At 70.3% G+C, this 13297-nt stretch carries 12 protein-coding genes and 1 riboswitch; of the genes, 7 read left to right on the forward strand and 5 right to left on the reverse strand.

The window, feature by feature from the left end; genetic code table 11:
• Positions 1-97: 97 nt before the first annotated feature.
• Both BJ972_RS13935 and BJ972_RS13940 read right to left on the reverse strand, forming a co-directional pair.
• The gene (locus BJ972_RS13935; RefSeq protein ID WP_129176400.1) at positions 98-724 is read right to left on the reverse strand and encodes a PadR family transcriptional regulator; all 627 of its coding nucleotides are present in this window, start codon (positions 722-724) and stop codon (positions 98-100) included.
• A complete protein-coding gene (locus BJ972_RS13940) occupies positions 721-1572 on the reverse strand; it encodes a DUF4097 family beta strand repeat-containing protein (RefSeq protein WP_129176398.1) in 852 nt (283 codons plus the stop codon). The genes BJ972_RS13935 and BJ972_RS13940 overlap by 4 nt, the downstream gene beginning before the upstream one ends.
• 247 nt (positions 1573-1819) lie before the next feature.
• Between BJ972_RS13940 and BJ972_RS13945 the strand changes: the two genes are divergently transcribed.
• Entirely contained in the window at positions 1820-2587 is a 768-nt protein-coding gene (locus BJ972_RS13945) for a MerR family transcriptional regulator (RefSeq protein WP_129176396.1), read from the forward strand.
• Positions 2588-2694: 107 nt separating this feature from the next.
• Here the strand turns inward: BJ972_RS13945 and BJ972_RS13950 are convergent, their stop codons facing one another.
• Positions 2695-3390 carry a response regulator gene (locus BJ972_RS13950; protein ID WP_129176394.1) on the reverse strand — a complete coding sequence of 232 codons (696 nt, stop codon included), beginning with the start codon at positions 3388-3390 and terminating at the stop codon, positions 2695-2697.
• Positions 3387-4991 (reverse strand): sensor histidine kinase, encoded by a 1605-nt coding sequence (locus tag BJ972_RS13955; RefSeq protein WP_241830875.1) that lies wholly within the window; start codon positions 4989-4991, stop codon positions 3387-3389. The genes BJ972_RS13950 and BJ972_RS13955 overlap by 4 nt, the downstream gene beginning before the upstream one ends.
• A 173-nt stretch (positions 4992-5164) precedes the next feature.
• Here BJ972_RS13955 and BJ972_RS13960 point away from each other — a divergent pair, with 173 nt between their 5' ends.
• Together BJ972_RS13960 and BJ972_RS13965 are read left to right on the forward strand one after the other, a co-directional pair.
• The gene (locus BJ972_RS13960) at positions 5165-6607 is read left to right on the forward strand and encodes a cation:dicarboxylate symporter family transporter (RefSeq protein ID WP_129176392.1); all 1443 of its coding nucleotides are present in this window, start codon (positions 5165-5167) and stop codon (positions 6605-6607) included.
• Positions 6597-7478 carry an HpcH/HpaI aldolase/citrate lyase family protein gene (locus BJ972_RS13965; RefSeq protein ID WP_206736543.1) on the forward strand — a complete coding sequence of 294 codons (882 nt, stop codon included), beginning with the start codon at positions 6597-6599 and terminating at the stop codon, positions 7476-7478. The genes BJ972_RS13960 and BJ972_RS13965 overlap by 11 nt, the downstream gene beginning before the upstream one ends.
• 382 nt (positions 7479-7860) lie before the next feature.
• Here BJ972_RS13965 and yczE read toward each other — a convergent pair whose 3' ends face one another.
• Positions 7861-8556 carry a membrane protein YczE gene (gene yczE / locus BJ972_RS13970; RefSeq protein WP_179419953.1) on the reverse strand — a complete coding sequence of 232 codons (696 nt, stop codon included), beginning with the start codon at positions 8554-8556 and terminating at the stop codon, positions 7861-7863.
• Between the two features lie 61 nt (positions 8557-8617).
• Between yczE and yczR the strand changes: the two genes are divergently transcribed.
• The 4 genes from yczR (at position 8618) to BJ972_RS13990 (ending at position 13187) form a co-directional block, all read left to right on the forward strand.
• Positions 8618-10039, forward strand: a complete 1422-nt coding sequence (gene yczR, locus BJ972_RS13975) for a MocR-like transcription factor YczR (protein WP_129176390.1) — start codon at positions 8618-8620, stop codon at positions 10037-10039.
• A 115-nt stretch (positions 10040-10154) separates the two neighbouring features.
• Positions 10155-10246, forward strand: a riboswitch (TPP riboswitch).
• Positions 10229-11047, forward strand: a complete 819-nt coding sequence (gene thiM, locus BJ972_RS13980) for a hydroxyethylthiazole kinase (protein ID WP_164989971.1) — start codon at positions 10229-10231, stop codon at positions 11045-11047. (Overlaps the previous riboswitch by 18 nt.)
• Positions 11044-11694: a thiamine phosphate synthase gene (gene thiE / locus BJ972_RS13985; RefSeq protein WP_129176386.1), complete on the forward strand. Its 651-nt coding sequence runs from the start codon at positions 11044-11046 to the stop codon at positions 11692-11694. Before thiM ends, thiE begins: the two co-directional genes overlap by 4 nt.
• Positions 11691-13187 (forward strand): bifunctional hydroxymethylpyrimidine kinase/phosphomethylpyrimidine kinase, encoded by a 1497-nt coding sequence (locus BJ972_RS13990; RefSeq protein WP_206736542.1) that lies wholly within the window; start codon positions 11691-11693, stop codon positions 13185-13187. The genes thiE and BJ972_RS13990 overlap by 4 nt, the downstream gene beginning before the upstream one ends.
• Positions 13188-13297: the final 110 nt, after the last annotated feature.

Genomic DNA, 13297 nt, shown 5'->3' on the forward strand with positions numbered 1-13297 from the left:
TCCGCTCGTGACGATTCATTCGTGCACAAACGATTCTCGCATGCGGCGAGGGGACGAGGGGATGCCGGGGAGGGGGGAACCGCGGCATCCCCCCGAGTCAGTTGCCCGCGAGGTCGGCGAGCGTGTCGGCGCGCACCTGGGCGAGACGGGCCTTCAGTACGGCGACGGCATCGGGCGAGAGCGTTCCGCGCGCGGCCTGCGTGCGGAGGTCGGTGCGCACCTGCTGGCGGAACTCGTTGAGCACGAGTTCGAGCTCATGAGCGGTACGAGTCGATTCGCCGCTCGACGGCTGCCCGCCGGCGTTCTCGCGACGACCCTCACGCTTCGACTCGCGCTTCGCGTCGCGGGCGGCGCTCGCGAGGTCGGCGCGCATCGAGCGCATCGCCTCGTTGACGCCCGCGCGAACCTCGTCGGCGAGGCGACGCACCGAGTCGGTGAGCTCGTCCTCGATCGCGTCGAGGTCGGGCTGTCGCGACGCGAGTTCGGCGCGGCCGGCCTCGGTGATCGCGTAGACCGTCTTCCGGCCGTCGCTCTCCTTCGTCACGAGGCCCTCTTCTTCGAGCTTCGCGAGGCGCGGATAGATGGTGCCGGCGCTCGGGCTGTACGTTCCGCCGAAGCGATCGGACAGGGCCTGGATGAGCTCGTAGCCGTGGCGCGGGCGCTCGGCGAGGAGGCTCAGCAGGTAGAGACGCAGGCTGCCGTGGGAGAAGACGGGGGGAGTCACGCGAACACCTCGCCGTCGGTGGTCGGCTCGCTCGCGTCATCCGTCTTCACTCGCTTGATGACCGAGATGTCACCCGACACGGAGTTCGCGTTGAGTTCGAGCCAGTTGCCCTCGAGTACGCCGACGACGCGCTCGAAGCCCTTGCCGAGCGTGCCGGTGATCGACGTGTCGTCGAGGTAGACGGTTCCGCTCACGGTGTTGACGCGGTAGCGCTCGCCGGAGCCGCCGTCGATGCGCGCCGTGAGGTCGCCCGAGACGGTGTTCGTGTCGATCTTCGACGGCGTGCCGACGAGGTCGAGGATCATGTTGCCCGAGACGCTGTCGGACGAGAACGTCGACACCTCGCCGCTCACCGAGACGTCGCCCGAGATGGTGTGGGCGCGCACGCGGCCGTGGTGGTTCGCGATCGAGATCTCGGCGTTGACGCCGTTCACGTCGATGTCGCCCGTGACGCTGTCGACGACGAGGTCGCCGTTGACGGTGTTGAGCTTCGCGTCGCTCGTGAAGCCGGCGACGAGGGTCTCGGCGCTCACGACTCCGAGCTTGAGCGACACGTCACGCGGAACGAGGATCGAGATGTCCGCCTTCGCGTTGCCGGTGAAGCCGCGGAACACCTCGATGAAGTTGTCCCAGCGTAGCTGCGGGTGGTCGATCTCGAGGCGGTCTCCGTCGATCTCGACGCGGAGGTCCTTGCCGGTCACGCGCGAGATCTCGATGCGGGCACCGGGCTCGTCGTGGGCGATGACATTGACCTTGCCGCCGATGAGGCTGGCCTTGAGCGTGCGCACGAGCTCGAGGTCGATCGTGCGCGTCTGGCCGGGTTCGATGACCCACTTCTCGATTGCCATGGACGTTCTTCCTGTCATCCGCCGGATGCCGCCGACGGTGCGGTCGCGATATATCGCGTGTTGATGAAAGTCACGATATATCGCGTCTCCCCCGCGCGCAACCCGCCCCGAGCAATCTCCCAGCCTCACCCCCGTCTCGGCGTCACGAATGTGCTGTTCGAGGCGCGCGAACAGCACATTCGTGACGCCGAGACGGAAAAGGAACGGGGCTTGACGTTGACGCGGCGTCAAGTTTTAGAGTCGGAGCATGACGCAGACGGACTGGTCGATCCAGGAGATCGCGCGGCTCACGGGAACCACGAGCCGCACGCTCCGGCACTACGACGACATCGGGCTGCTGCCTCCGAGCCGCATCGCCGCCAACGGCTACCGCCACTACGACGACGGTGCGCTCGTGCGGCTGCAGCGCATCCTGCTGCTGCGCGACCTCGGCCTCGGACTGCCCGCCATCGGCGAGGTGCTCGAGAACGAGACGGATGCCGCGGGCGCACTCACCTCGCACCTCGAGTGGTTGCGGCAGGAGAGAGAACGACTGGCACGACAGATCGTGTCGGTCGAGACGACGATCGAAACGATGAAGGGAGGTGGCGAGCTGATGGCAGAGAACATGTTCGACGGCTTCGACCACACGCAGTACAAGGACGAGGTCGAGAAGCGCTGGGGCGCCGACACGTATGCCTCGAGCGACGCGTGGTGGCGTGGCATGAGCGACACCGAGCGCGCGGAGTGGAAGGCGACGACCGCCGGCCTCGCCCGCGACTGGAGCACAGCGGCCGCCGCGGGCGTCGCGCCCGACAGTGCCGAGGCCCAGGAGCTCGCGGCGCGACACGTCGCGTGGCTCACGGGCGTGCCGGGCACACCGACATCGGTTCCCGGAGGGGATGTCGGTGCCTACGTGCTCGGCCTCGGCGAGATGTACGTCGCCGACGAGCGCTTCGCCGCGAACTACGGCGGCGAGGCCGGTGCGACGTTCGTGCGCGACGCGCTGCGCGTCTACGTCGAGCAATCCCTCTGAGCCCTGTTCGCAATTCAGGTGTGCGCACGGCGTGTCGTGCCGGGCACTGGCCACGGCGCGGCGCGACACGACCGTGCGCCTGAATTGCGAACAGGGTCGGAGCGGATTCAGCGCGGACGGTAGAGCACCTCGGGGCGGCCGGGCGTGCCGTAGCGCGAGGCGCGCGCGGCGACGCCCGAGTCGGCGAGGTGCTCGAGGTAGCGGCGCGCGGTGACGCGTGACACGGCCGCGATCGTCGCGACCTCGCCCGCCGAGAGACCCTCGGCCGGGGCCGCCCGCAGGGCCGCACGCACCCGGTCGAGCGTGTCGGCGCTCAGAGACTTCGGCAGATCGGCCGCGGTCGACGTGCGGAGGGCGGCGAACGAGGCATCCACCTCGTGCTGGTCGGTCACGACGGCCGAGCCCACGCGCGCGTGGAAGTCGCGGTACGCCCCGAGCTTCTCGGCGAACGCCGCGAAGCCGAACGGCTTGATGAGGTACTGCACGATGCCGAGCGACACGGCCGATCGCACGACGGCCGCATCGCGCACGGCCGTCACGGCGATGACGTCGATCTCGAGGCCCGCCGTGCGGAGGTTGCGGCACAGGTCGATGCCGTTCGTGTCGGGCAGGTTCATGTCGAGCAGGACGAGATCGATTGCGGCATCGGCGCGCAGCGCACGGATCGCCTCGGAACCCGAGTGGGCGACCGCCGCGACCGCGAAACCGTCGACGCGCTCGACGTACGCGGCGTGCGCTTCGGCGGTGAGCACCTCGTCGTCGACGACGAGCACGCGGATGTCGGTCGACGTGTCATCCGTCATCCGTCGGCCTCCGGTGCCGAGGCGACGAGCGCCGGCAGGGGCAGCACGACCTCGAATAGCGAGCCGCGCACGTCGACCGTGCCGCCGAGGCGCGCGACGGACTGGCGCACGAGGGCGAGCCCGATGCCGTGGCCGGCGTCGCTCTTCGACGTCGTGCCGAACGCGAAGATCACGGTCGGGTCGGCGGGCCCGGCGCCCGAATCCGACACGGCGATCGTGAGTGCCGCGCCGTCGACGTCGACCGCGACCGCGACGCGCGGTTCGGGGGTCGCGGCGGCCGCGTCGAGGGCGTTGTCGATGAGGTTGCCGACGATCGTGATGAGGTCGCGCGGGGGGATCTCGGTCGCCGGTAGCCAGTCGGGCAGCTCGACGTCGAGTTCGATGCCGCGCTCGCTCGCCTGAGCTGACTTGCCGAGCAGGAGCGCGAGCAGCACGGGTTCCTCGACGGCCGAGAGCAGGCGGTCGGCGAGCCGCTGGCTCAGCTCGAGTTCGGAGCTCGCGAGGCGCGCGGCCTCGTCGGGGCGGCCGAGCTCGATGAGGGCGACGATCGTGTGCAGGCGGTTCGCGAACTCGTGGGTCTGCGACCGCAGGGCGTCGGAGAGGGTCGTCATCGTCTGCAGCTCGCCCGTGACGGCGAGGAGCTCGGTGTGGTCGCGGAGCGTCGTGACCGTGCCGACCCGGCTGCGCTTCTGGGCGCGGTCACGTGTCACCACGACATCGCGATCGACGACGAGCACGTGCGTCTCGGTGATGACGATCTCTTCGACGACGGACTCGTGGCGCGCGAGCACCGGTCGCATCGCCTCGGGCACGACGAGCGTCGCGAGGGGCGACGGGTCGGGTTCGCGGCGCTTCGGCAGCCCGAGCAGTTCGGCGGCGCGGTCGTTGTAGAGCACGACGTCGTTCGCGGGGTTCTGGAGCACGATGCCCTCGCCGATCGAGTGCAGCACGCCCTCGTAGTAGGCGAACATGCGGCTCATCTCGTCGGCCCCGCGGCCCCACGTCACGCGGCGCAGGTACCGGCTGAGCAGCCATGCCGCGAGGGCGCCGACGCCGACCATCGCGAGCGCTGCGATCACGACCGTCGCGATGCGCGCGCCGAGGGCGACCTCGGTGTTCGACACCGTGACGCCCGCCGAGACGAGAGCGACGACCTCGCCGTCATCCTCGACCGGCACGACCGCGCGCACCGACGGCCCGAGCGTTCCGGTGTACGTCTCGGTGAACGACTCGCCCGCGAGCGCCCGGTCGATCGTGCCGAGGAACTTCTTGCCGATCTCGTCGGGGTCGCGGTGCGTGAGGCGCGTGCGATCGGGAGTCATGATCGTGATGAAGTCGATGCCCGTGTCATCCATCACGGCGACCGCATACGGCTGCAGGAGCGCCGTCGGGTCGCTCTCGCCGACGGCGTCGACGACGAACGGGTCGAGGGCGATCGTCTGTGCGACCGCGAGGGATCGGGCCGCGGCATTCCTCTCGACGTCGGCCCGCGCGTCGGTCCAGATCGCGACCACGGCGACCGTCGCGAGGCCGACGATGACGATGAGCTGCAGGGCGAAGAGCTTCGCCGCAATGCTCCAGCCTCGAATCATCCGCACCATCGGTTCACCTCGCTGCACTCACTCTAGGCACGCTCGGCCGGGGCCGATACGCCGTGCCCGCGAACACTATGAACACAACGCGACGGCGGACGACACGGGAGCGCATTCTTGCTCGATCACCCAGCTCGGCGTCGAGAAGCGGCGCCGCCCCCGAACAAGGAAGAGGGAAGGCAATGGCGCTCCACTCTCACGGCGACAGCTCTCGAACCGGCGGCGCGAAGCCCCGTCGACGTATCGACCCGTCTCACTACCTCTACATCGCGGTCATCGTCGCGGTGGCGGCCGGTATCACCGTCGGCCTCACGGCCCCCGAGTTCGCGCAGGGCCTCAAGCCCATCGGCGAAGCGTTCGTCGCCCTCATCAAGATGATGATCGCGCCGATCATCTTCTGCACGATCGTGCTCGGCGTCGGATCGATCGCGAAGGCCGCGACCGTCGGCAAGGTCGGCGGCCTCGCCCTCGGCTACTTCATGATCATGTCGACGTTCGCCCTCGGAATCGGCGTCGTCGTCGGCAACCTCATCCACCCCGGCGAGGGCCTGAACATCGCGGGCGCCGAGTACGACGCCGGCAACGTCGAGGCGAAGACGACGACCGAGTTCCTGCTCGGCATCATCCCGACATCCCTCCTCTCGTCGCTCACGGCGGGCAACATCCTGCAGGTGCTGTTCGTCGCCCTGCTCGTCGGCTTCGCGCTGCAGAAGATGGGGGCGAAGGGCGCGCCGATCCTCGGTGCGATCCGTCAGATCCAGGCGCTCGTCTTCCGCATCCTCGCGATGATCATGTGGGTCGCCCCGATCGGCGCGTTCGGTGCCATCGCCGCCGTCGTCGGCAGCACGGGCGTCGCCGCGATCATCGGCCTCGGAACCCTCATGATCGCGTTCTACATCACGTGCGCGCTGTTCATCGTCGTCGTGCTCGGCTCGCTGCTCTGGATGGTCACGCGCGTCAATATCTTCCGCATGATGAAGTACCTCGGCCGCGAGTACCTGCTCATCGTCTCGACGTCGTCGAGCGAGGTCGTGCTGCCCCGCCTCATCGCCAAGATGGAGCACGCGGGCGTCTCGAAGCCGGTCGCCGGCATCACGATCCCGACGGGGTACTCCTTCAACCTCGACGGCACGGCGATCTACCTCACGATGGCGTCGCTCTTCATCGCGAGCGCGATGGGAACGCCGCTCTCGATCCCCGAGCAGATCTCGCTGCTCATCTTCATGATGGTCGCCTCCAAGGGTGCGGCCGGAGTCACGGGTGCGGGTCTCGCGACCCTCGCCGGCGGGCTGCAGGCCCACCGCCCCGACCTCGTCGACGGCGTCGGCGTGATCGTCGGCATCGACCGCTTCATGTCGGAGGCCCGCGCGCTCACGAACTTCACGGGCAACGCCGTCGCGACCCTGCTCGTCGGCACCTGGACGAAGGAGCTCGACCGCGAACAACTCGGCGCCGTGCTCTCGGGCGAACGCCCCTTCGACGAGTCGACGATGAGCGTCGACGACCACCTCTCGAGCGACGAGAAGGCCGAAGTGGCCCTCGAGGAACGCCCGTCGACGGCATCCATCGCCGCGATCGTCGGCGAGCTCGAGAGCGAGAAGGCCGGAGCGGGTCGTGGCCGCTGAGCTCCGCGGTGCGGGTGCCGTGATCGGCGCCCGCACCGTGCCCCCGGGCATTGCGCGCACGTGGCTGCTCGTGCCGGGATCGGCCGCCGCACTCGAGACACGCATCGCCGCATCGCAGGCCGACGTCGTGGTCGTCGACCTCGAAGACGGGGTGGCCGCGGCGGATCGGCCAGCAGCACGCGACGCGCTCGCGGGGCTCGCCGATCGAACGGTGCGCCCCTGGGCCCGCATCAGCGATGCGACGACGACCGATTGGGCGGCGGATGTCGCACTCGCACGCACCGGAGTGATCGCCGGTCTCGTGCTCGCGAAGGTCGAGTCGGCCGAGCACGTGCGGGCGACGGTCGATGCCGTGGGCGGAGCCGTTCCCGTCGTCGCCCTGGTCGAGAGTGCGCGTGGCATCGAGGCGGCGCTCGAGATCGCCGAGGCCGCCGGAACCGTGCGTCTCGCGTTCGGCTCGGGCGACTTCCGCCGCGATACGGGCGCCGCCGACGACCCGATGGCTCTGCTCTACGCCCGGTCGCGACTCGTCAGCACGAGCCGCGCGGCCGGGCTGCCCGGCCCGATCGACGGACCGACCGTCGGGCACGAGGCGTCTGTCCTGGTCGATGCGTCGCGTCACGCCGCGAGCCTCGGCATGACGGGTCGGCTGTGCCTCCGCGAAGAACAGGTCGCCGCGGTCGCCGAAGCGCTCAGCCCCTCGCCGACCGAGATCGCCTGGGCGCTCGACGTGCTCGAGACGACGGCGCGCTTCGGAATCCGCGACGGCAGCGACCTGCCCCGGTTGGCACGGGCGCGCGCGATCCGCTCGGCCGCGGCATCCTTCGGCCTCGAGGCGGGCGACGCCCCCGACTCCGCCTACGCGAGCTGACCCCCGCCCGCCCCCTTCCCCCGCCCGTCGCCCCCGTCTCGGCGTCACGACACGCTGGCTCAACCTGTTTTAGCCAGCGTGTCGTGACGCCGAGACTCGGGGGTCGAGACATTGGGGTGCGGCGGCAGCGGGACGCGCGCGTCAGCGGGTGGGGGTGCGGCGGTAGCCGTCGCGCGCGACGGCGCGGATGGTCGCGACGACGCCGACGAGGGCGAGAAGACCGAGGATTCCGAGCAGCACGAACATGGGCGCTCCCTTCAGAGAGTGTGTTCCACCCCCGTCTCGGCGTCACGTTTGTGCTGTTCACGGGTCGCGAAGAGCACAAACGCGCCGCCGAGACGTCGAAGAAGGCGGGGTGTGTGGGGAGGGGGAGGGGGACGGGTCAGTTGGCGGGGGAGTCGCCGGCGACGGATGACGGGGCGACGGTTCCTTCGAGATCGGCCTCGATGCGGGCGATGGCCGGCTCCGCGACATCCTTCGGCGGAATCTTCACCGCGAAGATCGGGATCATGAAGCCGCACAGCGGGCCGATGAGCACCGCGAAGGCGACCGTGCCGATGCCGACGTTGCCGCCGAGCAGCCAGCCGATGACGAGCACCGTGAGCTCGATGCCCGTGCGACCGACCCAGATCGGCCACCCCGAGACGCGATGGATGCCGGTCATGAGCCCATCGCGCGGGCCGGGACCGAAGTGGGCGCCGATGTAGAGGCCGGTCGCGGCGGCGAGCACGAGAATGCCGCTCGCGAGGAACACGATGCGGAGCCACAGGTCCTGATCGGCGGGGATGAGCCAGAGGCCGACGTCGGCGGCGGGCCCGACGAGCAGGGCGTTCGCGATCGTTCCGACGCCCGGCTTCTGGCGGAGCGGAATCCAGAACAGCAGCACGACACCGCTCGTGAGGATCGTGATGAGGCCGAAGTTCAGGCCCGTGAGCTTCACGAGGCCCTGGGTGAGCACGTCCCACGGGGCGACGCCGAGCTCCCCGCGCACGATGAGCGCGATGCCGATTCCGTAGAAGAACAGTCCGACGAGGAGCTGTACGGAGCGGCGGGGGAGGGCGGGGACGCGGGAGAGCATGACGTAATCCAATTACGAGATTGGCCTTTCATCAAGTAGCCAATCTGCCTAAAGTGGCTTTATGGCATCCGCATCGATCACGGCTCGCTCGCTCTCGACGCTGCTCGGTGACTGGCAGGGGGCCGGAGCCCAGTACGCCGCGCTCGCCGATCGTGTGCGCCTGCTCGTGCTCGACGGGCGCATCCCCGTCGACACGCGCCTTCCCGCCGAACGCGAACTCGCCGAGGCGCTCGGCCTCAGCCGCACGACCGTGAGCGCCGCCTACGCGCAGCTGCGTGATGCCGACTTCCTGCACTCGATCCGCGGCTCGGGCAGCCTCACGCGCCTGCCCGAGGGGCCGCGCAGCATCCCGCTGCCCACCGACACCGGCATCCTCGACTTCTCGAAGGCCTCATTACCCGCCCTGCCCTGGCTCGCCGAGACCGTGCGCCAGGCCGCCGACGAACTGCCGCGACACCTCGGCGACAGCGGGTACGACCCCGTCGGCATCCCCGAACTCCGTGCGGCGATCGCTGAGCGCTACGCCGATCGCGGCCTGCCGACCGAGCCCGACGAGATCATGGTGACGATCGGCGCGCAGCACGCGATCGCGCTGCTGGCTCGCACACTCATCGGCCGCGGCGACCGCGTTCTCGTCGAGCAACCGAGTTACCCGCACGCCTACGAGGCCCTGCGCGCAGCCGGCGGACGGTTCGCCCCCGCGAGCGTCGTGGCGGGGGATGACGGCGGCGAGGCCGACTCGATGGTGCAGGCCATCGAGCGCACGAGCCCGGCCGTCGGATACCTCATGCCCGACTTCCACAACCCGACCGGTCGCTCGATGTCGGAGGAGGACCGGGCGCGCGTCGTCGACGCGGCCGCTCGCGCGGGCACGCTCCTCATCGCCGACGAGACGACCGCCGAACTCGACATCGACCGCCTCGACGCCCACGCGCCCTTCGCGGTGCACGGCGACGCGGTGCTCATCGGCTCGGTCGGAAAGACGGTGTGGGGCGGAGTGCGCGTCGGCTGGATCCGCGCGCCGCGCCCGCTCATCCGGAAGCTCGTCGCGGCGCGTCATCCCGGCGATCTCGGCACGCCGATCCTCGAGCAGCTCGTGGTGACGGCGCTCATGCCGCAGATGCCGGAGATCCTCGAGCTGCGCCGCGAACAACTGCGCGCCGGGCGCGAGCACCTCGAAGCGGCGCTCGCCGACGGGTTCCCCGAGTGGGACGTGCCGCACGTCGACGGCGGCCTCTCGACGTGGATCAACCTCGGCTCGCCCGTCAGCTCGCAGCTCGCGCTCGCCGCGCGCACGCACGGGCTCATCATCGCGGCCGGCCCCCGCTTCGGCATCGACGGCGCGTTCGAGCGGTTCCTGCGGCTGCCTATCGGGTACAGCGCCGAGGAGACGGATGCCGCACTCGCCGCTCTCGCGCTCGCCTGGCGTTCCCTCGCGCGTACGCCCGTCGTCGACCCCTCCTTCCTCGCCGACGTCGTCTGAGAGTCATCCGCCCGTTCCCTGAAGTCTCGGCGTCACGTTTGTGCTCTTCAGCGCACGCGAAGAGCACAAACGTGACGCCGAGACGGGGTTGCGGGGCGGGTGCAGTAGCGTGGTGGGCAGTGACACGGGGTGCCCGCGAGGGCTGAGAACACACCCGTCGAACCTGATCTAGCTCGTACTAGCGAAGGGATGTCGCGCGTGACGCGTACGCCATCGAACCTGCCCACGTTCGCCGCCGAAGCGCTCGAGGAGGTGCGCAGGAGCTCCCCGCTCGTGCACAGCATCACCAACAGCGTCGTCGTGAACTTCACCGCCAATGCACTGCTCGCCCTCGGCGCCGCGCCCGCGATGGTCGACATCCCCGATGAGGCGGGCCCGTTCGCCTCGATCGCATCGGGTCTGCTCGTGAACCTCGGCACCCCGCACGCCGAGCAGCGCGACGCCATGCGCGAGGCGGTCGCCGCCGCCAACTCGGAGGGCACACCGTGGGTGCTCGACCCCGTCGCGATCGGCGCGCTGCCGGTGCGCACTCCGCTCGCGTTCGAACTGCGTGACGCTCGACCGACGGTCGTGCGCGGCAACGCATCGGAGATCATCGCGCTCGCCGGAGTGGGCGCGGGAGGGCGCGGGGTCGATTCCTCCGACAGCGTGGATGACGCGCTCGAGGCCGCACGAGCCGTCGCCGCCGCGACCGGTGGAGTCGTCGCCGTCTCGGGCCCCGTCGACGTCATCACCGACGGTGACCGCGTCGTGCGCATCGCGAATGGCGATGCACTGCTCACGAAGGTCACGGGCGGCGGCTGCGCCCTCGGTGCGGTCATCGCGGCCTTCGCCTCGGTCGACGCCGACCGCCTCGACACGACGGTCGCGGCCGTCGCGGTCTACACGATCGCTGCCGAGATCGCCGCGGCCGAAGCGCGCGGCCCGGGCAGCTTCGCGGTCGCCTTCCTCGATGCGCTCGCGAACGTCACGCCCGCCGAGATCGCGAGCCGGGCGGTCATCTCGTGACCCTCGACCTCAGCCTCTACCTCGTGACGGATGCCGCGAGCGCCGCCTCCGCCGGCCACGACGTCGTCGATGTCGTGACGGCCGCCGTCGCGGGAGGCGTCACCGCCGTTCAGATCCGCGAGAAGGATGCCTCGGCGCGCGCGTTCCTCGAGACGGTCGAGCGCATCGCGGCAGTGACCCCGCCCGAGGTCGCCGTGTTCGTCAACGATCGCATCGACGTGTTTCTCGCGGCGCGCGACCGCGGCGCTCGCGTCGCCGGCGTGCACGTCGGCCAGTCCGATCTACCGGCGGGAGCCGTGCGTGCTCTCGTCGGGGCGCACGCGTACGTCGGGCTGAGCGCCGCGACCGTCGCCGAACTCGACATCGTGCGTGCCGCTCCCGTCGTCGACTACGTCGGGATCGGGGCGGTGCACCCCACGCTCACGAAGGCCGACGCCCCGCCCGCGCTCGGCATCGACGGCTTCGCGCACCTCGCCGAACTGTCACCGGTTCCGGCCGTCGCGATCGGCGGCATCCAGAGCATCGACCTCGCACCCCTGCGCGCGGCGGGTGCCGCGGGCGCCGCCGTCGTCTCGGCGATCTGCGCTGCGAGTGATCCGAGAGAGGCGGCGCGAATACTGCGCGCCGCATGGGAAGGACGAGCATGACCGGCATCCCTCGCGTTCTGAGCATCGCGGGCACCGACCCGACGGGCGGCGCCGGAATCCAGGCCGACCTCAAGTCGATCGCCGCGAACGGCGGGTACGGGATGGCCGTCGTGACGGCACTCGTCGCGCAGAACACGCACGGTGTGCGCAGCGTGCATGTGCCGCCGCTCGACTTCCTCGCTGAGCAGCTCGACGCCGTGAGCGACGACGTCGAGATCGATGCGGTGAAGATCGGCATGCTCGCCGACACCGGTGTGATCGGTGTCGTCGAGGCGTGGCTCGAACGCGTGCAGCCGCCCATCGTCGTGCTCGATCCCGTGATGGTGGCGACATCGGGCGACCGGCTGCTCGACGCGAACGCCGAGGCCGCGCTGCGTCAGCTGCTCTCGCGGGCGACGCTCGTGACCCCGAACATCCCCGAGCTCGCGATCCTCGTTGACGAGCCTCGTGCGCTCACGTGGGCCGACGCCCTCGCTCAGGCGGAGCGGCTCTCGGAGCGGCACGGTGTCGCGGTCGTCGCGAAGGGTGGACACCTCGACGGCGACGCGGTTCCGGATGCCGTCGTCGACGCCTCCGAATCGGATGACGATCGCATCCGCGAGGTGCCGGGCACCCGCATCGTCTCGACCAACACCCACGGAACCGGCTGCTCGCTGTCATCCGCCCTCGCGACCCTGCTGCCCCGCGTCGGCGACACCGCCGAGGCCCTCGCGCAGGCGAAGTGCTGGCTCGCCGAGAGCATCCGGCACGGGGCCGACCTGCACGTGGGTTCGGGCAACGGGCCCGTGAGTCATTTCGCGGGGCTGTGGGCGCGCGGTGGGCTCGAGGCCCGACCGACGGCGGCTGATCTCGCGGCGTCGTGGTGGAACGACATCGCCGATATCCGCCGCGACATCGACGACTCGCCGTTCGTGCGCGGGCTCGCGGCGGGCGATCTCGATGACGGGGCGTTCCGCTGGTACCTCGCGCAGGATGCGATCTACCTGCGCGCCTACGCCCGCGTGCTCGCCGAAGCCTCACGCCTCGCGCCGACCGCCGAGGAGCAGGCGTTCTGGGCGACGAGCGCGGCGGGCTCGATCGAGGGTGAGCTCGCTCTGCACGAGGGCTGGCTCGGCACCGAGACGGTGTTCGACGCCGAGCCGTCGCGCGTCACGACGGCGTACCTCGACCACCTCGCGGCCTCGGCCTTCCGCGGCGACTACGGGGTGCTCATCGCGGCCCTCCTCCCGTGCTTCTGGCTCTATCACGACGCGGGACTCCGCCTGAGGGATCACGCGCACGACAGTCATCCGTATCGGTCGTGGCTCGAGACGTACGCCGACCCCGCGTTCACGATCTCGAACGAGCGCGCGATCGGCTTCGTCGCGAACGCCGCGGCGCGAGCGAGCGATGCCGATCGGAGCGCGATGTTCACGGCGTTCCGCGCCTCGGCCGCGCACGAGCGGGCGTTCTTCGACGCACCGCTCACGGGCGACCGCGACGCACGCCTCTGACGCACGCCTCTGACCGCCCCCGCGAGGGGACGGTCAGAGTGCGGGGCTCGTGCCGCCGAAGTTCGGGAGACGACACGGGGCGACCGCGTAGCGAGACGAGAGGTGAAGGG

The sequence above is a fragment of the Agromyces atrinae genome (assembly GCF_013407835.1).
Lineage (GTDB): Bacteria > Actinomycetota > Actinomycetes > Actinomycetales > Microbacteriaceae > Agromyces > Agromyces atrinae.